The 23335-nt window shown below is 63.6% G+C and carries 24 protein-coding genes; 14 read left to right on the forward strand and 10 right to left on the reverse strand.

From position 1 onward, the window contains the following. Positions 1-35 precede the first annotated feature (35 nt). Positions 36-305 carry a hypothetical protein gene (locus ABUH87_RS00485; protein WP_367767824.1) on the reverse strand — a complete coding sequence of 90 codons (270 nt, stop codon included), beginning with the start codon at positions 303-305 and terminating at the stop codon, positions 36-38. A 62-nt stretch (positions 306-367) separates the two neighbouring features. Beyond that, positions 368-1438: a PA0069 family radical SAM protein gene (locus ABUH87_RS00490; protein WP_367767826.1), complete on the reverse strand. Its 1071-nt coding sequence runs from the start codon at positions 1436-1438 to the stop codon at positions 368-370. 274 nt (positions 1439-1712) lie between these two features. Between ABUH87_RS00490 and ABUH87_RS00495 the strand changes: the two genes are divergently transcribed. Further along, the gene (locus ABUH87_RS00495) at positions 1713-2555 is read left to right on the forward strand and encodes an arylamine N-acetyltransferase family protein (RefSeq protein WP_367768025.1); all 843 of its coding nucleotides are present in this window, start codon (positions 1713-1715) and stop codon (positions 2553-2555) included. Here ABUH87_RS00495 and moaB read toward each other — a convergent pair whose 3' ends face one another. Genes moaB through ABUH87_RS00510 form a run of 3 tightly spaced genes read right to left on the reverse strand, consistent with a single transcriptional unit; the run spans position 2556 to position 5644 of the window. Beyond that, entirely contained in the window at positions 2556-3083 is a 528-nt protein-coding gene (gene moaB / locus ABUH87_RS00500) for a molybdenum cofactor biosynthesis protein B (RefSeq protein WP_367767828.1), read from the reverse strand. Then, entirely contained in the window at positions 3073-4851 is a 1779-nt protein-coding gene (locus ABUH87_RS00505) for a lytic transglycosylase domain-containing protein (protein ID WP_419956645.1), read from the reverse strand. Before ABUH87_RS00505 ends, moaB begins: the two co-directional genes overlap by 11 nt. A 28-nt stretch (positions 4852-4879) precedes the next feature. Next, positions 4880-5644: a uracil-DNA glycosylase family protein gene (locus tag ABUH87_RS00510; protein ID WP_367767830.1), complete on the reverse strand. Its 765-nt coding sequence runs from the start codon at positions 5642-5644 to the stop codon at positions 4880-4882. A 91-nt stretch (positions 5645-5735) separates the two neighbouring features. On the opposite strand from ABUH87_RS00510, the gene ABUH87_RS00515 reads away from it, so the two are divergent. The 7 genes from ABUH87_RS00515 to ABUH87_RS00545 all read left to right on the forward strand — a co-directional run bounded on the left by ABUH87_RS00515 (position 5736) and on the right by ABUH87_RS00545 (position 13970). Beyond that, complete coding sequence (locus tag ABUH87_RS00515) at positions 5736-7388, forward strand: electron transfer flavoprotein-ubiquinone oxidoreductase (RefSeq protein ID WP_367767832.1); 1653 nt, start codon at positions 5736-5738, stop codon at positions 7386-7388. A 58-nt stretch (positions 7389-7446) separates the two neighbouring features. After that, the gene (locus tag ABUH87_RS00520) at positions 7447-8259 is read left to right on the forward strand and encodes a 4-(cytidine 5'-diphospho)-2-C-methyl-D-erythritol kinase (RefSeq protein WP_367767834.1); all 813 of its coding nucleotides are present in this window, start codon (positions 7447-7449) and stop codon (positions 8257-8259) included. A gap of 14 nt (positions 8260-8273) precedes the next feature. Next, positions 8274-9005 (forward strand): N-formylglutamate amidohydrolase, encoded by a 732-nt coding sequence (locus ABUH87_RS00525; RefSeq protein ID WP_419956646.1) that lies wholly within the window; start codon positions 8274-8276, stop codon positions 9003-9005. A gap of 145 nt (positions 9006-9150) precedes the next feature. Beyond that, a complete protein-coding gene (gene ilvD, locus ABUH87_RS00530; RefSeq protein WP_367767837.1) occupies positions 9151-11007 on the forward strand; it encodes a dihydroxy-acid dehydratase in 1857 nt (618 codons plus the stop codon). Beyond that, entirely contained in the window at positions 11007-11369 is a 363-nt protein-coding gene (locus ABUH87_RS00535; RefSeq protein WP_367767839.1) for a hypothetical protein, read from the forward strand. The genes ilvD and ABUH87_RS00535 overlap by 1 nt, the downstream gene beginning before the upstream one ends. A gap of 4 nt (positions 11370-11373) precedes the next feature. Then, positions 11374-12771 carry an NAD(P)H-hydrate dehydratase gene (locus tag ABUH87_RS00540; RefSeq protein ID WP_367767841.1) on the forward strand — a complete coding sequence of 466 codons (1398 nt, stop codon included), beginning with the start codon at positions 11374-11376 and terminating at the stop codon, positions 12769-12771. Then, on the forward strand, positions 12768-13970 hold the full coding sequence (locus ABUH87_RS00545; protein WP_367767843.1) for a class I SAM-dependent RNA methyltransferase: 1203 nt from the start codon (positions 12768-12770) through the stop codon (positions 13968-13970). The genes ABUH87_RS00540 and ABUH87_RS00545 overlap by 4 nt, the downstream gene beginning before the upstream one ends. Here the strand turns inward: ABUH87_RS00545 and ABUH87_RS00550 are convergent. Then, positions 13959-14228: a hypothetical protein gene (locus ABUH87_RS00550; RefSeq protein ID WP_367767845.1), complete on the reverse strand. Its 270-nt coding sequence runs from the start codon at positions 14226-14228 to the stop codon at positions 13959-13961. The genes ABUH87_RS00545 and ABUH87_RS00550 overlap by 12 nt on opposite strands. A gap of 2 nt (positions 14229-14230) precedes the next feature. Then, the gene (locus tag ABUH87_RS00555) at positions 14231-15205 is read right to left on the reverse strand and encodes a threonine ammonia-lyase (protein ID WP_367767847.1); all 975 of its coding nucleotides are present in this window, start codon (positions 15203-15205) and stop codon (positions 14231-14233) included. Between the two features lie 135 nt (positions 15206-15340). On the opposite strand from ABUH87_RS00555, the gene ABUH87_RS00560 reads away from it, so the two are divergent. The 4 genes from ABUH87_RS00560 to ABUH87_RS00575 all read left to right on the forward strand — a co-directional run bounded on the left by ABUH87_RS00560 (position 15341) and on the right by ABUH87_RS00575 (position 19668). Continuing rightward, positions 15341-16552, forward strand: a complete 1212-nt coding sequence (locus ABUH87_RS00560) for a saccharopine dehydrogenase family protein (protein ID WP_367767849.1) — start codon at positions 15341-15343, stop codon at positions 16550-16552. A gap of 2 nt (positions 16553-16554) precedes the next feature. Further along, entirely contained in the window at positions 16555-16908 is a 354-nt protein-coding gene (locus ABUH87_RS00565) for a DMT family protein (RefSeq protein WP_367767851.1), read from the forward strand. 16 nt (positions 16909-16924) lie between these two features. Further along, a complete protein-coding gene (locus ABUH87_RS00570; protein WP_367767855.1) occupies positions 16925-18121 on the forward strand; it encodes a carboxynorspermidine decarboxylase in 1197 nt (398 codons plus the stop codon). Positions 18122-18462: 341 nt separating this feature from the next. Then, positions 18463-19668, forward strand: a complete 1206-nt coding sequence (locus ABUH87_RS00575; RefSeq protein WP_367767858.1) for a type III PLP-dependent enzyme — start codon at positions 18463-18465, stop codon at positions 19666-19668. 69 nt (positions 19669-19737) lie between these two features. On the opposite strand, the gene ABUH87_RS00580 is transcribed toward ABUH87_RS00575, so the two are convergent. Together ABUH87_RS00580 and ABUH87_RS00585 are read right to left on the reverse strand one after the other, a co-directional pair. Further along, positions 19738-20310, reverse strand: a complete 573-nt coding sequence (locus tag ABUH87_RS00580; protein ID WP_367767861.1) for a hypothetical protein — start codon at positions 20308-20310, stop codon at positions 19738-19740. Positions 20311-20395: 85 nt separating this feature from the next. Then, a complete protein-coding gene (locus ABUH87_RS00585) occupies positions 20396-20845 on the reverse strand; it encodes a DUF983 domain-containing protein (RefSeq protein ID WP_367767863.1) in 450 nt (149 codons plus the stop codon). A gap of 250 nt (positions 20846-21095) precedes the next feature. On the opposite strand from ABUH87_RS00585, the gene ABUH87_RS00590 reads away from it, so the two are divergent. Further along, on the forward strand, positions 21096-21599 hold the full coding sequence (locus ABUH87_RS00590; RefSeq protein ID WP_367767865.1) for a DUF421 domain-containing protein: 504 nt from the start codon (positions 21096-21098) through the stop codon (positions 21597-21599). 5 nt (positions 21600-21604) lie between these two features. Further along, positions 21605-21979 carry a YidH family protein gene (locus ABUH87_RS00595; RefSeq protein ID WP_367767867.1) on the forward strand — a complete coding sequence of 125 codons (375 nt, stop codon included), beginning with the start codon at positions 21605-21607 and terminating at the stop codon, positions 21977-21979. Positions 21980-22050: 71 nt separating this feature from the next. Here ABUH87_RS00595 and ABUH87_RS00600 read toward each other — a convergent pair whose 3' ends face one another. Next, positions 22051-23334: a citrate synthase gene (locus tag ABUH87_RS00600; protein ID WP_367767869.1), complete on the reverse strand. Its 1284-nt coding sequence runs from the start codon at positions 23332-23334 to the stop codon at positions 22051-22053. Between the last annotated feature and the right edge of the window lies 1 nt (position 23335).

The following is a 23335-nucleotide window of genomic DNA, read 5'->3' on the forward strand; positions in this document are numbered from 1 at the left end:
CCAGTGGGCGAGCCTAACAGAGCTCGCCCCGGTCGCTATTCCTTCACAGCGCTTTCGGCGGCATTGCCAACCTGTTCCGCGGCATTGCCGACGCTGCTCGCCGCTTCGGCAATGGCGTTGTCCTTTGCCGCTTCGCTTGAGCTTGACTGACTGAACATGTAAATGCCGGCGATCACGGCCACGATCAGGACGATCATCAGCAGCATCGTCGCGCCGCCTCCGCGCCGCGGCTCTTCATGTATGACCGTGGTGTGCGTGGTCGGCCCCGCTCCCGGTTCGGTGGTGGTGACACGTTCCTCAACCATGACATCTTCCTCTCGATTGATGCAGCGGCGAAACGCGTACAAACCCGTAGGGTTTCCTTACGTCAAAGCAGGGAGAGCTGACCGTCGGAGGAGGGACGTCTGAAGCTGCTGCAATCCAGGTCGATTTGCGGTCGTTGAATACCGTGGCGCTGCATCGCCACTCGAAAACGTCTGCGGAACAGGTCGCCCCATACACCCTGAGCGCTCATTCTCTTGCCGAAGCGCGGATCATTGTCGCGCCCGCCACGAAGAGACCGAATGATCGCCATCACCTTTTCCGCACGTTCCGGGAAGTGGACTTCAAGCCATTCGCGAAAGAGTGGCGCCACTTCGTGCGGCAGGCGCACAATGATCCAGGTCGCCGCCGGCACGCCTCGCGCCGCTGCCTCGGCCAGAATGCGCTCCAGATCGGAGTCGGTGATCGAGGGGATGACTGGCGCGACAGATACGTGACACGGCACCCCCGCCTTCACGAGCACACCCAACGCGTCCAACCGCTTGGACGGAGAGGCCGCACGAGGCTCCAGCAGGCGCGAGAGTGCCGAATCCAGACTGGTGACGGACACGCCCACTGCGACGAGTTTCAGCTTGGCCAGTTCTGCCAGCAAGTCGAGGTCGCGCAGCAGACGATCCGACTTGGTGGTGATGGTGACCGGATGGCGCGTCTCCAGACAGAGTTCGAGCACGTCCCGCGTGATCCGATAGCGCGCCTCTATGGGCTGATAGGGATCGGTGTTCGTGCCCATGGCGATCGGTGCCGGAACATAGCCGGGCTTGGCGAGGGTCTCCCGCAGCAGCCGCGCGGCGCTGGGCTTCGCGAACAGCTTTGTCTCGAAATCAAGGCCGGGTGAGAGGTCGTGATAGGCATGGGTCGGGCGCGCGAAGCAATAGATGCACCCGTGTTCACAGCCTTGATACGCATTCACCGAGCGGTCGAATGGGATGTCGGGCGACCGATTGAATGACAGGATTGTCTTTGGATGGAGCTCGACAACGGTGGTGCGCTGGCTGGGCGCAGTGCCGTCGATCTGCTCGCGCAGGTCCATCCAGTCTCCATCAGCCTCATTTTGAGGGAGATTGAACCGGCGACTCTGCTGACTACTCGCAGCGCCTCTGCCCTTGATTGCACGCATGCACGGAACATACCATGAACAATCTAGCGGAGCTATAGGAGAAGAGTGCCGAACGATCCGGTTGCGATGTGACCGCGCGGAGGTCGTTGCCGAACTTCGGCGGTCGCGGAGGAATTAGCGGGTGGCCATCATTCGTCTGGATCGCCCTTCCGGTTTTGCCCGGTCTGTCCACAGGCACTGAACAGGCTTATGCGCACAGTTTCACCCTGCCTCGGGTCAGGCCGTGCGCGCCAGGAGAGGTGTGTCACGGAGCGAATCTGCTTATAGTCTGCCGATGCAACTGGAACGCTATCTTGCGCGCATCGGGCTCCCTGCCGCACCTGTCACAGATCCGGAGGGGCTGGCCCGCCTGCAACGCGCGCACCGGCTGGCAATCGGTTTCGAGAATCTCGACGTCCGGCTGGGCCGGGGTATTGCCATCGACGAGGCTAGTGTCTTCGAAAAGCTCGTGGTTCAGGAGCGGGGCGGCTACTGTTTCGAGCAGAACCGGCTGCTGTCGGATGCGCTGTCTGCACTGGGTGTTCCCAACCGGCCGCTGCTCGCGCGGGTCTGGCTGGGCGTAGTTCCCGATGTAGTGCCGCCGCGTACGCACGTGTGCCTGCTCGCAACGATCGACGGCGAGCCTTGGCTGATGGACGCTGGGTTCGGCGGAAGCAATCTGCCACCACTGCCGATGCGCGACGGTGCACAGGCGATAACACCAGACGGTGCCGCTCACCGTCTGGTGCGAACGGAAGGGAGGGGAGCGCTCGCGGGTGAGTGGAAACTGGAGCGGGCAGGTCCGTCGCTCGCAACGGACGGACGGGCGGCTGCCCACGATGCTTGGCAACCGCAATACTCGTTCGACCTGGCAGAGGTGGCGGCTGAGGACCTGGAGCAGGCAAACCACTGGACCTCCACCCGGCCCGGCACACGTTTCACCACGCTGCACATCGCCAGCATTGTGCTGGAAAACGGCTTCGCGGCGCTGACGGATCGGGAACTGACCGTCTACCGCGAGAGCGGTGCCGAAAAGCGCTCGGTCACCGACCTGCACGACTACCGCGAAACGCTGCGCTCGATCTTTCGGATCAGGCTGAGTGCCGAGGAGGTGGAGCGCCTGCCTCTCTTCGCTTGATCAAACCTCCCGCAAGCGCGGCATCAGTTCCACGAAATTGCAGGGGCGGTTCCGGCTATCGAGTTGCTCCGCCAAAATTCCATCCCAGCCGTCTTTGACTGCTCCGTTCGAACCCGGAAGCGCAAAGATGTATGTGCCCCGCGACAGGACCGCGCACGCGCGGGACTGAACCGTCGACGTGCCGATGGTGTTATAGCTGATCCAGCGGAACAGCTCTCCGAAACCTGGGATGTCCTTCTCTTTTACGCGGTTTAACGCTTCGGGTGTGACATCGCGGCCGGTCAGGCCGGTCCCGCCGGTGATCACGATGGCATCGACAGTGCTGTCATCGATCCAGTTGTTCAGGCGGGTGACCAGTTGCTGCACATCGTCCTTTTCGATCGCACGGGCAGTGAGCTTGTGACCGGCGTCCTTGATGCGGTCGGCCAGAATGTCGCCTGAAGTATCCTCGTCGGGGCCGCGCGTATCGGACACCGTGAGCAGGGCGATCTGGATCGGCTTGAACTCACGCGCAGGATCAATGGCCACGCAGGATTGCTCCGTTCGCGGCCATCCGCACGCCCTTTGCGCTGCCAAGGCCGGGGAATGTTGGCCACATGCCCTGGGCCAGAGCCTCGCGGCTTTCAGAGGCGCCGCCGGCCTGCCGCTCGTACATCCAGTAATTGCGCATGACGATGTTCACGTAGCCGCGCGTTTCCCAGTAGGGCACGGACTCCATCCACAGTAGCGGATCGCCTTGATCGCGGACTTCGGTGTTCCAGCGGGAGACCGGTGCAGGCCCGGCATTGTAGGCCGCCATGACCTTCGGGAGCAGGCCCTGCGTGCCGCTGTTGTTCTTCAGCATCTGAAGGTGCCGCTGACCGAAGGCAAGGTTCACCTCCGGCTTGTTCAGGTCGGTGGCCGATCCGCTGTAACCGAGGCTACCCGCATGGTCGCGAGCAGCGGCGGGCATGATCTGCATCAGTCCACGGGCACCTGCAGGGCTGACGACGCTCGCCTGAAATACCGATTCCTGCAACACGTGCGCGTAGACGAGGGCGGGGTCCACCTGCCATCCGCCCACGGGCGTCCACTTGGGCGTGGGGAAGCGTATGGCAGGCGCTGGCTTGCCGCCGCGCGGTGCGTTGTAGGCCATCCACAACTGGGCCTTGGGTAGGCCAAGGTCGCGTGCGAGCCTTGTCAGCGGCTCGAACTCCGCCGGGGATCCGATCCTGGCCTGATGGCGCAGGACTTCGTCGGCCAAGCTGTCCTGCCCGATTTCATTCAGCGCCACCGCGACACGGATGTTGTTGCGGTTGCGCAAGTGCTGCCAGTCGTTCTGCGTGAAATCGGGGGCGCTGTGCTGCTCGGGCAAACGCATGCCGAGCTGTTCTGCGGCAAGCATGCCGTAAAGCGTTTCGTCGCGAACCGCGGCCTTGCGCAGGGTCGCGGCAGCCTCTTCCGGCTTGCGGCAGCGAATAAGCGAGCGGCTTTGCCAGTAATAGGAGGCGGACGTCAGCTCCGCGTTTTCCGAACGAGCCGCAGCGTTCTTGAAGGCGTCCGCCGCGCCGTCGCAGTCACCCAGGCGCCAGGCGGCCAGGCCCGCAGTCCACCACGCCTCGCCAACCCAAGGTCCCACACCTCGCGCGGCGAGCTGCGCCATCTCGTAGGCGGGCGCATCCTGGTTGACGATGTAATAGGACCACGCGACCCGCTGGCGCCACTCTGCGCGTGCGGATGGGCTCAGGGCAGCGTCAATGCCGTCCAGCAGCACGCGCGCGCCCAGAGGATCGTCCGCCTTAATGCGGTCGAGGATGCTGTTGGAGATCATCGCCGGCATTGTGCCGTCATTGATCGGATCAGGCTTTACCCGCTTGGAAAGTGAAGGCAGCCGCGCGAACTGCTGAGCGGCCGGAAGGGCGGGCAGGCTACTGGCGCCACGCCTCAACGCCAGGCGCCCGATCTGGTCCGCGCCCGGCAGCTCCGTACCTTGAGCGAGCCATGCCTGAAGATCGGGCAATTCGATCTTCGGCGATCCAGCAGCGAGATAGTATTCGGCACGCGCTTGCTGATGAAGGGGACCGTCGGTTCGTTCTGCAAAAAGCTGCTGAACGCGCGACCAGTCTTTGCCGTCGATCGCTCCGAACAAGTTGCGGTAATACTCGCGCTCATCCTGGCTGAGCAGCGACGGAACCGCAGTGCGGTCTGCGCGCGAGCGGAAGTAGTCGACCGCAGCACTGTTGGCGAGTGCCGGTACGGCGGTAAGCGAAGCGGCGCCCAGCAGTCCGAGCAGCCCGATTCTGGCAGCTTTCTTCAAGGTTGCACCCCGTTCCCTATTCGATCCATCAGCCTGTGTGGTCTGGAGAAGCGCAAGACGTCCACTCCAGCCAGGCCTGCCACAATGCGGCTTTCCAGCGCGGCCGCGAAGCCGCCGCAGGTATTCTCCGCAAGGCGAGCATCGGTGTCGATGCCCCTTCATGCTTAAAATCTAGCGAAACTGCAGGGACTTGAGGTGAATCGTGGCCAAGTAGCGGCAGGATGATGAAACCCAAGACAAGGATGCGCTGCGGGCGCACCAACGCGATATGGCGCGCCAGGGCTTCCGCAGCGACGCGGTTCGCCTCTGGAGACCAGTCCGCACCCGGCGAATGGCACGGCAGCACGCTTGCCCGATAGACATCGTTTTCCGGCACCTGCGCAGCCTGCAGGAACGCGTCGATAATGCCGCCCTCGGGCCCCGATAACAGGCGTTCACGGTCGCAGTCTTCCGGAGTCGCGGCGAGAATCATCAAGGCGGGGTTTGCGTCACCGCGCGGGGCAACTCGGCTGGACACACTCCCAGGGTCGAGTTCCGACGTGGTCATCCACCATGCGTGGAAACTCTCCAGATCCTGGGGCAGTATGAGCGGAGCAGGGGTGTCCGGTTGCTCGATAACCTCAATCCGCCGCGCCCGGGCAGGCTTCTTGCCGGATGCGGATTCGGGCTCCTGTGGATCGGGCAGCCACGATCGCGGGGCATCCTCGAAGGCACAGTCGACCCCGGCCTGCCGCCACCAGTCCAGTGCGGCGGCAAAAGCCTGATCGTAATCCGGATTTGTTCCGATCCCCATGTCTCGGGTCTTGACCTGCCGCACTCCACCAATCAAGGCATTCCGACAGTTAATCGCGCGATTGAAAATTGAGATGGGGGGCCGGACGGCCATGAGTGAACGCGAATCGATGCCCTTTGACGTCGTCATCGTCGGCGGCGGACCTGCAGGCCTGTCCACCGCGATCCGGCTCAAGCAGGTGGATCCGGAACTGAGCGTCTGCGTCCTTGAAAAGGGATCAGAGATCGGCGCGCATATTCTGTCTGGCGCAGTGATCGACCCAAGGGCGCTCGACGAACTCCTGCCCACTTGGCGCGACGACGGGTGCCCGATGGCGGAGACGCCGGTAACCGATAACTGGCACTGGCATCTGACGCGCGGCAAGAAGTACGCGATGCCTCACCTCATCATGCCTCCGTTCATGTCGAACGACGGCAACTACACGGGGTCGCTGGGCAACCTGTGCCGCTGGTTGGCCGAGCAGGCCGAAGCGCTTGAGGTAGAAGTCTTCCCCGGCTTCTCGGCGTCCGAGGTTCTGTTCGACGCGAATGGCGCAGTGCGCGGCGTGGTCGCCGGCGTCATGGGTATCGCTCGCGACGGCACGCCGAAGCCTGACTTCGAGCCCGGCATGGAACTGCTCGGCAAGTACACCGTGTTCTGCGAGGGGGCACGCGGCCACTTGACCAAGCGGCTCAAGGCGCAGTTCAATCTGGAAGCCGATTGCCAGCCGCAGATCTACGGCCTGGGCATCAAGGAGCTGTGGGACATCGATCCCGACAAGCACGTGCCCGGTCGCGTCATCCACACGCAGGGCTGGCCGATGTCGGAAAGCGACAGCTGGGGCGGCGGCTTCCTGTATCACCAAGCGAACAATCAGGTGGCGCTCGGCTTCGTCACTGCGCTCGATTACAAGAACCCTTACGTCTTCCCGTTCGAGGAATTCCAGCGCTGGAAGCAGCACCCGGACATCCGCGCAATCCTGGAAGGTGGCAAGCGCGTGGCCTACGGCGCGCGCGCCATCAACGAGGGCGGCTGGCAGTCGGTGCCCAAGCTGGCGTTCCCCGGCGGCGTGCTCGCGGGCTGCTCGGCTGGCTTCGTCAACGTGCCGCGCATCAAGGGCACCCACACCGCGATGAAGAGCGGCATGCTGGCTGCCGAGGCGATTGCCGCCGCTGTCAAGGCCGGGCGCGAGCAGGATAGCTTGGACGAGTACGACAGCGCGGTACGCGAAAGCTGGATCGCCAAGGAGCTCAAGCTGGTCCAGAACGCCGAGCCGCTCGTAGCAAAGTGGGGCGGCGAAATGGGGACCATCCTCGCCGGCGCCGACATGTGGCTGCGTACGCTGTTCGGCTTTGGCGTCGCCAAGCCGATGAAGCACCACACCGATGCTTCCGCGACCCAGCGCGCTGATCATTATCGGCCGATCGAGTATCCCAAGCCGGACGGCGTCATCAGCTTCGATCGCCTGACAAGCGTGTCGTACTCCTTCACGAACCATGAGGAAGACCAGCCGGTTCACCTCGTTCTGAAGAATCCGGACTATCCGCTGGAGACGGAGCTTCCGGTCTACGGCGGACCTTCGACGCGGTACTGCCCGGCGGGGGTCTACGAGTACGTTCGCAACGAGGACACCGGGGCGATGCGGTTCCAGATCAATTCGCAGAACTGCGTCCACTGCAAAACCTGCGACATCAAGGATCCGGGGCAGCAGATCGAGTGGACCGCTCCGGAAGGCGGCGGCGGCCCCAACTATCCGAACATGTGATCCTCACCGGACCTTGGCGCATCTGCGCTGAGGTCCGGCCGCACCGTCGGGGCGATCCATGCTGACCGAAACCGCATACGCCAAGATCAACCTCGCGCTGCATGTCCGCGAGCGACGTGATGACGGCTATCACGAGCTTGAGACCCTGTTCGCGTTCGTGGATGACGGCGACAAGTTGACAGCGCGTTCGTCAGAACGGGACACGCTGCGCACAGTCGGCGAATTCGCTTCGGGGATCGACGATCCATTCGGCAACATCGTCGCGAAGGCGCTTGGTACACTACCGCACGAGGGCGGGCTGGCGGTCGAACTGGATAAGCGCCTTCCCGTCGCGGCGGGGCTGGGCGGCGGATCGGCCGACGCGGGTGCCGTGTTTCGCATGATCGAACAGGCGCAAGGTCAGTTGCCGGACGATTGGCAAGCCAGAGCAGCCAGGCTGGGGGCAGACGTACCCGCTTGCGTCCGTTCGCGTGCTTGTATCGGCCGAGGCACCGGAACCGAGCTGGAGCCCATCGAGAACGATCTTGCCGGAACCCGTGTGCTTCTGGTCAACCCGCGTGAGCCGGTTCCTACCGGTCCCGTGTTCAAGGCGTGGGACGGAGTGGATCGAGGGGCGATGCCACCGGGCTCTGTTCGCGCCGTCGCGCTCAACGGCCGTAACGATCTGGAAGACGCCGCCATTTCGATCTGCCCCGTCATAGCCGATGTCCTCACCGCCTTGCGAGCGACGGCCCCGTTTCTCGCTCGCATGTCGGGGTCGGGCGCGACGTGCTTCGGACTTTACGACAGTAGCGCTCATATGGCCGAAGCGGCAGCGGCGATTGCGGCGCGTTACCCTGCCTGGTGGCAGATGTCGGGCAAGTTGCGCTGAAGGTAACTGGAGGAATGGCATTGCAATCGGACGTCTTCCGCCTCCTGGGCGAACCGCGCTTCGGCGGGATTCTCGTCGTCGCCGATCATGCCTCCAACCGCGTGCCAGAGGATGTGGAACTCGGTGTTGCGGCTGAGTTGCTGGACGAGCACATCGCAGTGGACATCGGCGTGGGCGGCGTTGCCGAGCGCATGGTGCGCCCGGGGATTGCGGCTTACCTCGCGAATGTCAGCCGATTGGTATGCGACTTTAATCGGGAATGCGACGCACTCGGGGTGCTTCCGGCGGTGAGCGACGGGCATGAGATTCCCGGCAATCTCTTATGCGACGAGGCGCGCGCCGAGCGGATCGCGCGCTATTTCGAGCCGTATCATGCCGGGCTCGCCGCATTGCTCGATGGAACGCCGCAGTCGCTGATCGTCTCCTTGCACAGCTTTACTCCGCAACTCGCCAGCGATCCTGACCAGCAGCGGCCATGGCAAGTCGGCGTTCTCTACAACGAGGACGATCGGGCCGCCCGTCTGGCCATCCCGCTGCTGCAGGCTGAGGGGCTGACCGTCGGCGATCAGCAGCCCTATTCCGGCAAGCTCCTCAACGCGACAATGAACCGCCATGCCGAGGCCGACGGACGGCCATACCTGGGCGTCGAGATCCGACAGGACCAGATCGCTGACGCGGATGGGCAGGCGGTCTGGGCTGAGCGGCTCTCACGGATCGCCAACGAAGTGGCCCTGCGCCTGAGCTGAGCTTTGCCCCCACCAAGCGAGGAATTGCAGCGCAGGTCTTACACCACGGCGACAAACCACCATTTTCCCCTTCGACTGACTGCTCGTGTGGAGTAGGGGGAAGTCTCACGCCCACTGTCCGTGTTCGCTGTTCCGGAGCCGATCCATGCCTGCCTATCGTTCCCGCACCACCACTCACGGCCGCAACATGGCGGGCGCGCGCGGTCTCTGGCGAGCAACGGGGATGAAGGATTCCGATTTCGGAAAGCCGATCATCGCGGTGGTGAACTCGTTCACCCAGTTCGTGCCGGGCCATGTGCACCTCAAAGACCTGGGCCAGCTTGTCGCCCGCCAGATCGAGGCGGCTGGCGGTGTGGCTAAGGAGTTCAATACCATCGCCGTGGATGACGGCATCGCGATGGGCCACGACGGCATGCTTTATTCGCTGCCCAGCCGCGACCTCATCGCCGACAGCGTGGAGTACATGGTCAACGCACACTGTGCCGACGCCATGGTCTGCATCTCCAACTGCGACAAGATCACGCCGGGCATGCTGATGGCAGCGCTGCGGCTGAACATTCCGGCTGTGTTCGTCTCGGGCGGGCCGATGGAAGCGGGCAAGGTCATCCTGAAGGGCAAGGAGCACGCGCTCGATCTGGTCGATGCGATGGTTGCCGCCGCCGACGAGTCGTACTCGGATGAGGACGTGAAGGCGATCGAGCGCTCCGCGTGCCCCACCTGCGGATCATGCTCTGGCATGTTCACCGCCAACTCGATGAACTGCCTGACCGAAGCGCTCGGCCTGTCTCTTCCGGGCAATGGCTCGATGTTGGCAACGCATGCCGACCGGGAGAAGCTCTTCCTTGAGGCGGGACGAGTGGCGGTCGACCTGTGTCACCGGTATTACGAGCAGGAAGATGCAAGCGTCCTCCCCCGCGCGGTCGCCAGCTTCGGCGCTTTCGAGAACGCAATGAGCCTCGACATCGCGATGGGCGGCTCGACGAACACGGTGCTTCACCTGCTCGCCGCTGCGCATGAAGCGGCCGTCGATTTCACCATGACCGATATCGACCGCCTCAGCCGCAAAGTGCCTTGTTTGTCGAAGGTCGCTCCAGCCAAGAACGACGTCCACATGGAGGACGTTCACCGCGCAGGTGGCATCATGGCAATCCTGGGTGAGCTGGACCGTGCGGGTTTGATCAATCGCGACTTGCCCACTGTTCACTGCCGCACGCTTGGTGAGGCGATCGAGCGTTGGGACATCGCACTCCAGCCCTCCGGCGAAGTGCGGGAGTTCTATGCGGCGGCCCCCGGCGGCGTGCCGACGCAGACTGCGTTCAGTCAGTCCCGTCGCTGGGATTCGCTCGACGTCGACCGTGAAGGCGGCGTGATCCGTTCGAAGGAGCATGCCTTCAGCCAGGACGGCGGCCTTGCGGTGCTATCCGGCAACATTGCGCTGGATGGCTGCATCGTGAAGACCGCTGGCGTGGATGAGAAGATCCTGAAGTTTACCGGCCCCGCGCGCGTCTACGAGAGTCAGGATGCGGCTGTTGCGGGCATTCTGGGCGGGCAGGTCCAGGCGGGCGACGTGGTCGTCATCCGCTATGAGGGGCCGCGTGGTGGCCCGGGCATGCAGGAAATGCTTTACCCGACGAGCTACCTCAAATCGAAGGGGCTGGGCGCTGCCTGCGCGCTGATTACCGACGGGCGCTTTTCCGGAGGAACCTCGGGGCTTTCCATCGGGCACGCGTCCCCGGAGGCGGCCGAGGGCGGAGCGATCGGACTGGTGGAGAACGGCGACACTATCGAGATCGACATCCCGAACCGCACGATCCACCTCGCCATCTCGGATGAAGTGATGCGCGAGCGCAGAGCTGCGATGGAGGCGAAAGGCGAAGCGGCCTGGAAGCCGGTGCACCCGCGCCCTCGCAAGGTGTCCGTTGCGCTTCAGGCCTATGCCGCGATGACGACGAGTGCTGCGCGCGGTGCAGTGCGCGATGTTTCGCAGCTGAAGCGGGGCTGATGCGCGCCTTGCGTCTGCTGCTCCTCGCTTCCTGCGCGACGCTGGCCGGCTGTTCATCAGGTGCTGACGATGCGTCGGATCTGGCCTCGGGGGAGGATCGTATCTCCTGCGCCCTCGGCGGGTCTGTGGAGTTCTCTGAGGCCTGCGCGGTTGAGCGGACTGTGGCGGACGGCCGGCTCACGCTGGTTGTGCGCCACCCGGACGGCGCCTTTCGCCGCTTTGCGGTTGTGAGCGACGGGCGAGGGCTCGTCGTCGCGGATGGCGCGGAGGAGGCGCTGACGCGCGTGGACGGGGACAAGCTGGCTGTGACCGTCGCCGAAGATCGCTATCTGTTCCCGGCTACGGTCAAACGGCCTTCATAAGCCGATGCCCGAAAGCCATCAGATCCTTTCCGTTGCGCAGATGCGCACAGCTGAGGAAGCGTTGATCGCGCGCGGCAGCAGCGTGGAGGCGCTGATGGACGTGGCCGGGCGCGGCGCAGCCGACTGGGTCTGGCGGGTTGCCGCACGTCATCGGGTAACGGTGCTTTGCGGCCCCGGCAACAACGGTGGCGATGGCTATGTGATAGCGCAGGCTATTCGCGAACGCGGCGGAGACGCGGTGGTTGTCGCGGCCTACCCGCCGCAGACGCCGGCGGCACGCAACGCTCGCAACTTTTACTCGGGCGAGGTGCTTGCCCGGTCGGTCGAGGCGCGTGGCGAGGTATTCGTCGATTGCCTCTTCGGCAGCGGGCTGACGCGTCCGCTGCAACTCGACGACGAAGCGCTGATCGCGCAACTTGCGGCCGCGCACCATCACCGCATTGCTGTCGATGTGCCTAGCGGCGTGCAGTCTGATACCGGTATGCTGCTGGCCGGCCACTTGTGTCGCTTCGATCTGACTGTGGCGCTGGGCGCCTGGAAGTTCGCGCACTTTCTGCGTCCTGCGGCGGGGCTGATGGGGGCCCTGCACCTGATCGACATAGGGGTTGAGCCGATTGAGAGCGCGGCGCAGGCGATCGTCCGTCCTTCTCTGAAAAGACCGGCGCCCGACGCTCACAAGTACACGCGTGGCCTTGTGGCACTGGTCGCCGGCGCGATGCCCGGCGCTGCGGTGCTGGCGGCGACTGCGGCACAGCGTGCCGGTGCAGGCTATGTGCGGATCTTTTCGGAGCATACGGGACAAGTCCCGAGTGATCTTGTGCTCAGCACCGATCCGCTCGGGGAGGCTCTGGAGGATGGGCGCATCGCGGCAGTTCTGGTCGGACCCGGCCTTGGGCGCGACGCCGACGCGCGTGAGCGGCTCGCTGTCGCGCTTGCGGCTGAAATCCCTGCGGTTATCGATGCCGATGCGCTCGTGCTGCTCTCACCTCGCAATTTGAGCGAGCGGACCGCGCCGATTATCGCGACGCCTCACGAGGGCGAATTGCTGGCGCTGGAGCGCGCATTCGAGTGCGAAGCCACGGGAAGCAAGGCGGAGCGTGCTCTCGCCATCGCGCAAGCAACCGGAATGATCATCGTCTCCAAAGGTCCCGACACACTCGTCGCCGCTCCTGACGGGCGGCTTGCATGTGCCGGAGTCGCGAGCAGCTGGCTGTCCACGGCGGGCACGGGAGACGTCCTGGCCGGTGTTATCGCCAGTCGGCTTGCGAATGGTCGCGAGCCTTTCGAAAGTGCATGTGAGGGCGTTTGGCTGCACGCGGAAGCAGCGCGCCTCTCTCCGCCAGCATTCACCGCAGGCGAGTTGGCCCGCGCCATACCCCAAGCGCTCGGGGCGTGCCTGTGACCGTGGCTGAAGAGATCGTCCGCGTCGCCGCAAAAGGCGAGGGCGTCACGGCGAGCGGCCAACACGTGTCCTTCGCCGCGCCCGCCGATCGCATCCGGGAAGATGGCACTCTTGAGTTCGGTCCACACCACGCAGAGCCACCTTGCCGACACTTCGGAACATGCGGCGGCTGCCAATTGCAGCACCTGGACGAGGAGGTGCTTGCCCGCTTCGTAGCGGAGCGCGTCACGAATGCAGCGAGTGGTCAAGGGCTCGAAGCGGGAGCGGTTGCTTCACCGCACCTGTCGCCTCCAAACAGCCGGCGTCGGGCCTCGCTTCATGCTCAACGCGCGGGCGGGCGCATTCTGCTCGGCTTCCGCGAAGCCGGCTCGCACCGCATCGTCGACATGCAGGAATGCCATGTTCTGGCGCCGGAGCTATTTGCGCTCGTTGGCCCGCTACGACGCCTGCTTGCGGCGCAGCCCGGACGTCTTGCCGTAGACGTTGAGATGACACTCGCGGAGCAGGGCGTTGACGTGGGCATCAACGGGTTGGCCGTCGAAGGTCTCGCCGCGACAGAGGCCATGCTCGACTTCGCACGCCGGCAGGGTCTTGCTCGCCTCACCTTTGATCAGGGCTATGGTGCCGAGGCCGTCTGGGAGCCGGAGCCCGTAACCGTGCGTCTTGGCAGCGTCAGCGTACCTTTGCCTTCGGGTGCCTTCCTTCAGGCCACCGCTGACGGAGAGGATGCGCTCGTCACGGCCGCGCGCGAGTGGCTGGACGGGGCGAGTACCGTCGCCGACTTATTCTCGGGACTGGGCACATTCGCGTTCGCACTAGCCGGGCCGGGCACGAAGGTGCTCGCGGTCGAGGCCGCGCGGGATATCCATCTTGCCTGCAAATCGGCGGCAGGCCGGGCGCAGGTGCCTGTTCACGCGCTTCACCGCGATCTGTTCCGCAATCCCCTTCAAGCGGATGAGCTCAACCGTTTCGTAGCTGTTCTGATCGATCCGCCGCGAGCCGGGGCACGCGATCAGGTGGCCCGGATCGCAGAAAGCACCGTTCCGCGTGTGGTCTATATCTCGTGCAATCCGTCGAGCTGGGCACGCGATGCTGCCACTCTGGTCGCGAGCGGATACCGTCTGGCGGACTTACGCCCCGTGGGGCAGTTCCGCTGGTCCACGCATGTGGAGCTTGCGAGCCTGTTTCTACGGGTCTGAGTCGCGGGTCGCCTGATCCATCATGTCCATGAAGTCACGGGCGGCCTCGCGGTCCTCCTCGGACTTGAAGGCGACGTCCAGATCGGGCGCAGCCCCCAACAGGTACATGAGGGACCAAAGGGCGAATCGGCGCCCCCGGTCCGTCTCCATGCCAAGGTCGACCGCCATCCGCTCGATGCCGGCCTGCATCGCAGGGGTGGTGACGGCGGAGAGATCGGGGGTGCCGAAATAACGGCGCAGCTGGTCGTCGAAGTCCATGCTCAGTCTCCGGTCTCGATTACCCGCGCGAACGCGGCCGGGTCGGTGTTCCCGCCCGAGAGCACTACGGCGGTGCGATCCTCCAGCTCCACTTTCCCCGCGAGTACCGCGGCAAGCGCCGCTGCGCCTCCCGGTTCAACGACGAGGTGCAGTCGCGAGAATACAAGCCGCTGTGCTGCTCGTACCTCAGCCGGTGTCACGCTGAGGCCGAAGCCGCAGCGCTCCTTCAGGACGGCGAAATTGACTGGCTGGGTGGAGAGCGTCTGCAGTGCGTCGCACGCGGTGGGTGGCGGCCCCTCGCCGACGGGCACGATCTCTCCCGAGGCGAGGCTTTGCGCAACATCATCCCATCCCTCGGGTTCGACGGGGATAATAGCCGCATCAGGACAGGCGAGCGCGACGCCAGCTGTCAGTCCGCCGCCGCCGCACGGCAGGATAATCTTGTATGGCGACCCGCCTGCGCGCGCACGCATCTGTTCGTCCAGCTCGACACCGACGGTGCCTTGTCCCTCGATGATCCAGGGATCTGCGAACGCGTGGACGAGAGTGGCTCCGGTCTGTTCGCAGATCTGACCGGCGATCTCCTCACGCGACTGCGTCATCCTGTCGTAAAGCACAACGTCGGCGCCTAGCGCGCGAGTCGCGGCGAGCTTCACTTGCGGCGCGTCGGACGGCATGACGATGGTAGCCGCAATGCCCAGTCGTTTTGCCGCCCAGGCCACGCCCTGTGCATGATTGCCGCTGGAAACGCCGACCACGCCGCGCCCGCGCTCCTCTTGCGACAAGTCGCTGAGCCGGTGCCACGCGCCCCGTATCTTGAAGGCGCCGACGGGTTGCAGACACTCGGCCTTGCACCAGATCGTACCGCCGTCGAACTCGAGCGGTAGCAAGGGCGTGGGCGGCAGAATGGCCGCGATCTTGTCGGCTGCGCGGAGCACGCCGGCGCGATCGGGCGCGCGGGATGGAGCAAAGAGCATTCCGCCGGGTTAGGCGCTGGATGGCGGCTTGGGCAAGCACCGTTCGTGTGCGGTTGTCTTGTCACAAGCCGCGCCTATATGCGGGCCTTTCGCAGCCGTCGGCCAATCCGCGCCGACGATGAAGGAGACGGGCGAGTGAGCAAGGTTCTGGTGATCGGCGCAGGTGGCGTCGGCTCGGTTGCGGTTCACAAGATGGCGATGAACCCGGACATCTTCAGCGACATTCATTTGGCGAGCCGCACGGTCTCGAAGTGCGAGGCCATCGCGCAGTCCGTAAAGGAGCGCACCGGCGTTTCCGTCTCCACTTACGCGATCGACGCGGATGATGTGGCCGCCACGAGCAAGCTGATTGAGAGCATCGGACCCGAACTCGTCGTCAATCTGGCGCTGCCCTACCAGGATCTCGCGATCATGGACGCGTGCCTCGCCACGGGCACAAACTATCTCGACACAGCCAACTACGAGCCGCGCGACGAAGCCAAGTTCGAGTACAAGTGGCAGTGGGCGTATCAGGAGAAGTTCGAGCAAGCAGGTCTGATGGCGCTGCTCGGCTCCGGCTTTGATCCGGGCGTCACCAGCGTCTTCGCGATGTGGCTGAAGAAGCACAAGCTCAAGACCATCCGCCTTCTGGACATTCTTGACTGCAATGGCGGCGACCATGGTCAGCCCTTCGCGACGAACTTCAACCCGGAGATCAACATCCGCGAAGTGACGGCCCCTGCGCGACACTGGGAGAACGGTCAGTTCATCGAGACCCCGGCAATGGCCGTGAAGCAGAGCTTCGACTTCGAGGGCGTCGGCCCCAAGAACATGTACATGATGTACCACGAGGAGCTGGAAAGCCTCGCCCGGTTCGTTCCCGAGATGGAGCGCGCACGCTTCTGGATGACCTTCGGCGACGCCTACATCCAGCACCTGACCGTGCTGCAGAACGTGGGCATGACCCGCATCGATCCTGTCACCTACAACGGCGTGGAAATCGTTCCTCTGCAGTTCCTCAAGGCGGTGTTGCCTGAGCCTTCGAGCCTGGGTGCGACGACCAGGGGCAAGACCAACATCGGTGACATCGCAACGGGTGAGGCGCTCGACGGTTCGGGCGAGAAGACGTTCTACATCAAGAACATCTGCGATCACGAGGAAGCGTTCGAGGAGACCGGTAACCAGGCGGTGAGCTACACCACCGGCGTGCCGGCAATGATCGGCGCGGCCATGATGCTCACCGGCAAGTGGAAGGGCGAGGGCGTGTTCAACATCGAGCAGCTCGATCCCGATCCGTTTATGGAGATGCTGAACGCCCAGGGACTTCCCTGGACGGTTGAGGAGCTTCCCGGCCCGCTTCCGTTCTGACGGTGGGCGGCTGGACCTGGATCGCGCCGGTCGTTCTTCTGGCCGGCTCGAACCTGTTGATGAATACAGCCTGGTATCTTCACCTGAAGATGCCAGGCAAGGCGCTGTGGATTGCAGTGCTGATGAGCTGGGGCATCGCCTTCTTCGAGTATTGCCTGGCGGTCCCGGCCAACCGGATCGGCAGTGCGGTCTATTCGCTGGGGCAGCTCAAAATCATGCAGGAGGCGTTCTCGCTTCTCGCATTCGTCCTCGTGGCCTGGAGCCTGTTCGGGCAGAAGCCGGGCTGGAACGAAGTCGTTGGCTTCGCTCTTGTCGGAGCAGGCGCCTGGTTCATCTTCAAGGGGCCGCTCGGTTGAGCGCAGGAGACATGTGATGGAAACCAGAGCCGGCGATCCGGGCGCATTCGCGCAGTTCGATCTCAGCCGCGTCGACAGCCCCGCTTTCGTGGTGGATGCGGCCAAGCTGCGGGCAAACCTGCGTGTGTTGCAGGACGTGGGGGAGCGATCGGGCGCGAAGGTGCTCGCCGCACTCAAGGCGTTCTCCATGTGGTCCACCGCGCCCATCGTTGGTGAGTATCTGGACGGTGTGTGCACTTCGGGCCTGTGGGAAGCGCGCCTCGCCTCAGAGTTCTACGATGGCGAGATCACAACCTACTGTGCGGCCTACAAGCCCGAAGATCTGCCAGAGATCCTCCGGCTGTCGGATCACGTCATCTTCAATTCTCCCGGGCAGATCGAACGGCTCTGGCCGATCATCGAGGTTTCGCGCGCGGGCGGCGAGAGTTTTGACATAGGTCTGCGGATCAATCCGCTGCATGCTGAGGGTGAGGTGCCGCGCTACGATCCCTGCGCTCCGCACTCCCGGCTCGGTTTCCCGATCGATCAGCTAACCGATGACCACATGGCGCTTATCGACGGCATCCACATGCACACCTTGTGCGAGCAGGACTTCGAGCCGCTTGCGAGGACGTGGGACAAGGTCTTCGACTTCCTCGAGCCCTGGTTCGGGCAGTTCAGCTGGATCAACCTTGGCGGAGGGCATCACATCACCCGCGCCGACTATCAGCGAGACGCTCTGGTGCAGCTGTTGTCCGACATAGCCGAGGATACTGGTGCGCAGGTCTATATCGAACCGGGTGAGGCGGTAGCCTTGGACGCCGGGATTCTGGTGGGCACCATCCTCGACACCGGTTGGAATGGCATCCCTCTCGCCATCACGGACATCTCGGCCACCTGCCACATGCCCGACGTGATTGAGGCGCCTTATCGTCCCGCCATGCTGGGCGAGAGAGCGTCACCGGCAGGAGAGATCATGGAGGACCACAATCGGGTGCGCCTCGGTGGACCGTCGTGCCTCGCGGGAGACGTGATCGGAGACTATGCTTTGCCGGCTCCCGTCGAGCCGGGGCAGCGGTTCGCGTTTCTGGACCAGGCGCACTATTCGATGGTGAAGACGACGACCTTCAACGGCGTCCCGCTGCCTTCCATCTGGCTTTGGGACTCGGAAACCGATGCACTCGAGTGCATAAGGCGATTCGAGTATGAGGACTTTCGCGACCGTCTGAGCTGAATGGTCACGATCCGGCCCATCGCGCAGGCGTCCGAACCCGGACTCTAATGGCCAGGCGCAACGTGGAGCGGGGGAGCACGTTCCCTGCAATGATACGCTACTTCACGAAGAGCAGGAGGGATCAGCGGGAGGTGATGGTAAGTGCCTGATAAACCTAATGAATGTTTAAAGGCGCGCCCGGTCCGCAAGCGATGTCTCGTCTCGTATGACGATTTTGTGAAACGGATCGTTTTTAACTTGCGATTCGTCTCTACCCCCCTATATCCGCCCTCCGCTGCCCCATGGGACCTTCCAAACCGCAAGGCAGCTTTTCGCTAACATCCGTTTGGGGGTCCCTTGAGTTGCACCATCACCTTGACGCATCGGCTGTAGCGCGCGCTCTCGCGCCCGACGAACCCGTTATTCTGAACCGCCCGCATGCTGCGGCGCGCGCTGCTCGTTTCTTCGCGACGAAGTTTCCGGGCAAGTCGCTCTATGCGGTGAAGGCGAATCCTTCTGCGGATCTCATCCAGATCCTGTGGGGTGCGGGGATCACGCATTACGATGTCGCCTCCATTGCTGAGGTGAGGCTCGTGCGCGCGACGTTGCCTGAAGCGACGCTGTGCTTCATGCATCCGGTCAAGACGGCGAGCGCCATTCGTGAGGCCTACTTCCAGCATGGCGTGCGCACCTTCAGCCTCGACACACGCGAGGAACTGGAAAAGATCGTGGCCGCCACCGCTGATGCCGATGGCAATCCGGCCAGCGATCTGCGCCTGTGCGTGCGTCTGCGGGTTTCTTCGGACTATTCCGAACTGAGTCTCGCTTCCAAGTTCGGGATCGATCTCGCTGACGCTGGTCCACTGCTTCAGGAGACGCGTCAGGTCGCGGACTGGCTAGGCGTATGCTTCCATGTGGGGAGCCAGGCGATGACGCCGTTCGCCTATGTGCAGGCGCTGGAGCGCGTGCGTGCGGCGATCGCCGATGCAGGCGTCGTTATCGACATGATCGACGTCGGTGGAGGCTTTCCCTCGGTCTATCCGGGAATGGAGCCGCCGCCGCTCGAGGATTATTTTGCGATCATTCACCGTCACTTCGAAGCGCTGCCGATCGCCTATAACGCCGAGTTGTGGTGCGAGCCGGGCCGCGCACTGTGTGCGGAATACAACTCGCTGATCGTCAAAGTGGAGAAGCGCCGGGGCAAGGAGCTTTACATCAACGACGGCGCCTACGGCGCGCTCTACGACGCCGCGCATGTCGCCTGGCGCTTTCCGGTGAAGTGCCTGGCAGAGGGCCGCTCGGAGGTGTTGGAGGACTTCGCGTTCTACGGTCCGACTTGCGATGACGCGGACTACATGGAGGGTCCCTTCCAACTGCCTGAGGACATCAAGGCGGGCGACCACATCGAGGTCGGCATGCTCGGAGCTTACGGCGCTGCTATGCGGACCGCCTTCAACGGTTTCGGACAGGGCGAAAGCGTGATCGTGACCGACGAACCGATGGCGAGCCTCTACACCGGTGAACGTCAGGATCCGCGCGTTTCGGACAACGTTGTCTCGCTGCGCTAACGTATAGCCAAGTTTGTCAGGAGACCTTGTGGGGCTTGCTCCGCAAGGTCTTTTGCATTCCGGCGCCGCCTATGCGCTGAAGGCGTTAGCCGCCAGGCTGCACGAAACGGCCGTCAGCCAGAGGGCCGCAGCGCGATGGATGAGTGGCATGCGCGATCGGCTTCTGTCCTGCAGAGTGGCGCCCAGCGCTCCCCAGCCCAGGCCTACCGCGGGCACCACCGCGCAGAACAGTAGCAACTGATAGGCGAAGAGCTTGGTTGAGGGGCTTGGTAGCAGTGCAAACGCGACGACGAGCGCTTTCGGGTTGAGCGAGGTCGTGAGATAGATCCTGCGTGCGCTTACGGCCAAGGTGTCGTGCCGGAGGGTCCCGGTTCTCCAGAGTTTGGCGGCCAGCAACAACACCCATGCCGCAGCTGCAGCCTTGATCGCGACGACCAGAGCGGGCCAGCGCATGAAGAGGGCGTCGCCAGCAAGGACCAGCGGGAGGATGGCTGTGAGGTAGCCTGCAACCTCGGCAGGCAGCAGTCCCAGGACGCGTCGCATCCCTCCTTGCGCCCCCGCCAGCGCGACAAGCGTGTTCGTCGGACCGGGAGCGCACAGCAGCGCCAGTATGGCGGCCAGGAACACCGCCTGATCCATCATCTTGTGCCGAGCCTAGCCATCGCTGGCTGGTTACCACGCCGCCGCCGGCGCTTCCTTGACGGATGTCATGTGCCGCGGCTGTGGCTCAGGGTTTAGGTTCGGTGTGATCGTCCAGCCAGTTACCCCGGCTGCCGTGAAGCTGCTCCCATAATTGCGCGGTGCCGGCCTCTTGCGCCTTGTTCACGTACTGCGAGGCGACGAGCCAGCCCTTGATCGGCTGGAGCGGCAGGATGCAGCCAAGCCCAAGGAGAGGAAAGGAAGTGAGGAGGTGAACCCAGAAAGGCGGATCAAAGGCGACTTGAAGCCACACCACGAAGAAGATCAACGGGAACGCGATGATGCACAGCGAAAAGAATGCAGGGCCGTCATCGGGAGCCGCAAAGCTATAGTTCAGGCCGCAGGTGGGACAGGTATCGACCAGCTTCAGCCATTTGCGAAACATGCGGCCTTGGCCGCAGCGCGGGCACAGTCCCTTCCAGCCGCACCGCGCGATCCAGAGGAGCTTTTCGCGGCGTTCTGATACCTGTTCTGACATATCGGATTCACTGTTCCCTGAGTAGCGCGCGTCGGGCGCGTCCGCCCGTCATTGAGCAAGAGGCTCTCGCGTCGCCCACATAGCGACGATGAGCCTTGTTTTCACTGTCAGATGGCGCACGATCTCGATGCGGCCGCGAAAGCGCAGCGGGCGCCGGGTTCGCTGAGCTGGGCGCCGGTGGGCGGAATTATCCCCGATCGCTGGGACAAGGCCGCGGAAACAAACGGCGGTCGTATGAGCTTAATCGAGCATGCTGTTCGATAATCTGCAAGGTCTGCTCCGCGTCGTCGTCATATCGGTGCTCGCATACGGCGTGTTGGTCGTCGTACTTCGGGTTACGGGCAAGCGGGCGCTGGCCAAGCTGAATGCGTTCGACTTCGTGGTGACAATTGCACTCGGCTCCACGCTGGCAACTGTGCTGCTGACGCAGGATGTTGCGCTTGCCGAGGGCGCAATGGCGTTTGCGATGCTGGCGCTGCTCCAGTGGCTGGTGTCGCGCTTCTCGATCTCGTCGACGCGGTTTCGGGACCTCATCCGAAGTCAGCCGCGCTTGCTGTTGGAGGAAGGCCGGCTCCTCGACGGAGCGATGGCCGACGAACGCGTGACGGAGCCGGAGGTAGACTCGGCGATCCGAAATGCGGGGATTGGGCGCAGGGAGGAAGTGGCAGCTGTCGTGCTGGAGACGGATGGCAGCATGAGCGTGATCAAGAAGGCGGATGGCCCTCTTACCGTTCTGAAGCACGTCCGGCGCTAGGGACGATGGGCAAAGACAACGAGGCGCTGGCGCAGGACCGCACGGATCTCGCCGAAGACCGCACGGTGCTCGCCCACGAGCGCTCCTTTGCGGGCTGGGTGAGGACGGGCATGGCCTCTGTCGGGATCGGACTAGGGCTGAACGCGCTGTTTCGGGCGCTAGAGCCTGGCTGGGTCGCCAAGGCAATCGCTACCGGCTTCTTCCTGATTGCAATCCTGATATTTTACTCTGCGGAGCGGCGCGCCTGTCGGATTATCAGTCGGCTCGAAGCGCATACGGTATCGGAGCTTGGCTCGATACGCATACGCTTCATGAGTTGGTCGCTTGTGACTGTCACCGTGGTGCTGACGGGAGCCATCTGGCTGCTCGTGCCCGTTTGAGGGGCCTCGACAAGAAAGAAGGGCCCCGGCTTTGCACCGAGGCCCCTCTGACGACGTGAATCTGAGGCGGCTCAGCGCTTGTCGAGCGGCACGTAGTCGCGCTGCGTCGGACCCGTGTAGAGCTGACGGGGACGGCCGATCTTCTGGCCTGGATCGCTGATCATTTCGTTCCACTGCGCGACCCAGCCCACGGTGCGGGCCAGCGCGAAGAGCACGGTGAACATCGTGGTCGGGAAGCCGATCGCCGAGAGGATGATGCCCGAATAGAAGTCGACGTTCGGGAACAGCTTCTTCTCGATGAAGTAAGGATCGTTCAGCGCGATCTCTTCGAGGCGCAGTGCGGTCTCGAACAGCGGATCGGTGACCTTCAGCGCCTCGAACACCTCACGCACGGTGGACTGCATCACAGTCGCGCGCGGGTCGTAGTTCTTGTAGACGCGGTGACCGAAGCCCATGAGGCGGAACGGATCGTTCTTGTCCTTGGCGCGCTCGATGTAGTGCGGGATGCGATCGGGCGTGCCGATCTCCTTCAGCATGTTGAGTGCCGCCTCGTTGGCGCCACCGTGGGCGGGGCCCCAGAGGCAGGCAATGCCAGCAGCGATACATGCGAACGGATTGGCGCCCGAAGAACCGGCCAGCCGGACGGTCGAAGTCGACGCGTTCTGTTCGTGGTCGGCATGGAGGATGAAGATGCGGTCCATCGCCTTCTCGACCGCGGGGATCACCTCGTACTCTTCCGCGGGCACGCCGAAGGTCATGCGCAGGAAGTTGCCGGTGTAGCTCAGGTTGTTGTCGGGATAGAGGAAGGGCTGCCCGACTGCATACTTGTACGCCATCGCCGCAATCGTCGGCATCTTCGCGATCAAGCGGTGCGAGCTGATCTTGCGGTGCTCGGGATCCGCGATGTCGGTGGAGTCGTGGTAGAACGCCGAGAGCGCGCCGACGACACCGCACATGATCGCCATCGGGTGCGCATCGCGGCGGAAACCGCGATAGAACGTTGCAAGCTGCTCGTGCAGCATGGTGTGGCGGCTGATGGTGTAGGTGAAGCTTTCCAGCTCGTCCTTGCTCGGCAGTTCGCCGTTGAGCAGGAGATAGCTGACTTCCATGAAGTTGGAGTTTTCAGCCAGTTGACCGATGGGGTAGCCGCGGTGCAGCAACACGCCTTCGTCGCCATCGATGTAGGTCAGTGCGGACTCGCACGACGCCGTCGAGGTGAAGCCCGGGTCGAAGGTGAACATTCCCGTCTGGCCGTAGAGCTTGCGGATGTCGATCACTTCGGGACCGACACTGCCCTGAAGGACCGGGAAATCGAAGTCCTTGCCTGCTGCGTTCAGCTTTGCCTGGTTTGCCAAG

Origin of the sequence: Novosphingobium rhizovicinum (assembly GCF_040813635.1) — a bacterium.
In the GTDB taxonomy this organism is placed as follows: domain Bacteria; phylum Pseudomonadota; class Alphaproteobacteria; order Sphingomonadales; family Sphingomonadaceae; genus Novosphingobium; species Novosphingobium rhizovicinum.

Coding starts and splice junctions, on each gene's coding strand:
- ABUH87_RS00585 (WP_367767863.1), bottom strand. CDS start 20,845: ATGTCAGAACAGGTATCAGAACGCCGCGAAAAGCTCCTCTGGATCGCG.
- ABUH87_RS00520 (WP_367767834.1), top strand. CDS start 7,447: ATGCTGACCGAAACCGCATACGCCAAGATCAACCTCGCGCTGCATGTC.
- ABUH87_RS00490 (WP_367767826.1), bottom strand. CDS start 1,438: ATGCGTGCAATCAAGGGCAGAGGCGCTGCGAGTAGTCAGCAGAGTCGC.
- ABUH87_RS00595 (WP_367767867.1), top strand. CDS start 21,605: ATGGGCAAAGACAACGAGGCGCTGGCGCAGGACCGCACGGATCTCGCC.
- ABUH87_RS00485 (WP_367767824.1), bottom strand. CDS start 305: ATGGTTGAGGAACGTGTCACCACCACCGAACCGGGAGCGGGGCCGACC.
- ABUH87_RS00550 (WP_367767845.1), bottom strand. CDS start 14,228: ATGGACTTCGACGACCAGCTGCGCCGTTATTTCGGCACCCCCGATCTC.
- ABUH87_RS00555 (WP_367767847.1), bottom strand. CDS start 15,205: ATGCTCTTTGCTCCATCCCGCGCGCCCGATCGCGCCGGCGTGCTCCGC.
- ABUH87_RS00570 (WP_367767855.1), top strand. CDS start 16,925: ATGGAAACCAGAGCCGGCGATCCGGGCGCATTCGCGCAGTTCGATCTC.
- ABUH87_RS00495 (WP_367768025.1), top strand. CDS start 1,713: ATGCAACTGGAACGCTATCTTGCGCGCATCGGGCTCCCTGCCGCACCT.
- ABUH87_RS00515 (WP_367767832.1), top strand. CDS start 5,736: ATGAGTGAACGCGAATCGATGCCCTTTGACGTCGTCATCGTCGGCGGC.
- ABUH87_RS00510 (WP_367767830.1), bottom strand. CDS start 5,644: ATGGGGATCGGAACAAATCCGGATTACGATCAGGCTTTTGCCGCCGCA.
- ABUH87_RS00590 (WP_367767865.1), top strand. CDS start 21,096: ATGCTGTTCGATAATCTGCAAGGTCTGCTCCGCGTCGTCGTCATATCG.
- ABUH87_RS00535 (WP_367767839.1), top strand. CDS start 11,007: ATGCGCGCCTTGCGTCTGCTGCTCCTCGCTTCCTGCGCGACGCTGGCC.
- ABUH87_RS00540 (WP_367767841.1), top strand. CDS start 11,374: ATGCCCGAAAGCCATCAGATCCTTTCCGTTGCGCAGATGCGCACAGCT.
- ABUH87_RS00580 (WP_367767861.1), bottom strand. CDS start 20,310: ATGATGGATCAGGCGGTGTTCCTGGCCGCCATACTGGCGCTGCTGTGC.
- ilvD (WP_367767837.1), top strand. CDS start 9,151: ATGCCTGCCTATCGTTCCCGCACCACCACTCACGGCCGCAACATGGCG.
- ABUH87_RS00525 (WP_419956646.1), top strand. CDS start 8,274: ATGGCATTGCAATCGGACGTCTTCCGCCTCCTGGGCGAACCGCGCTTC.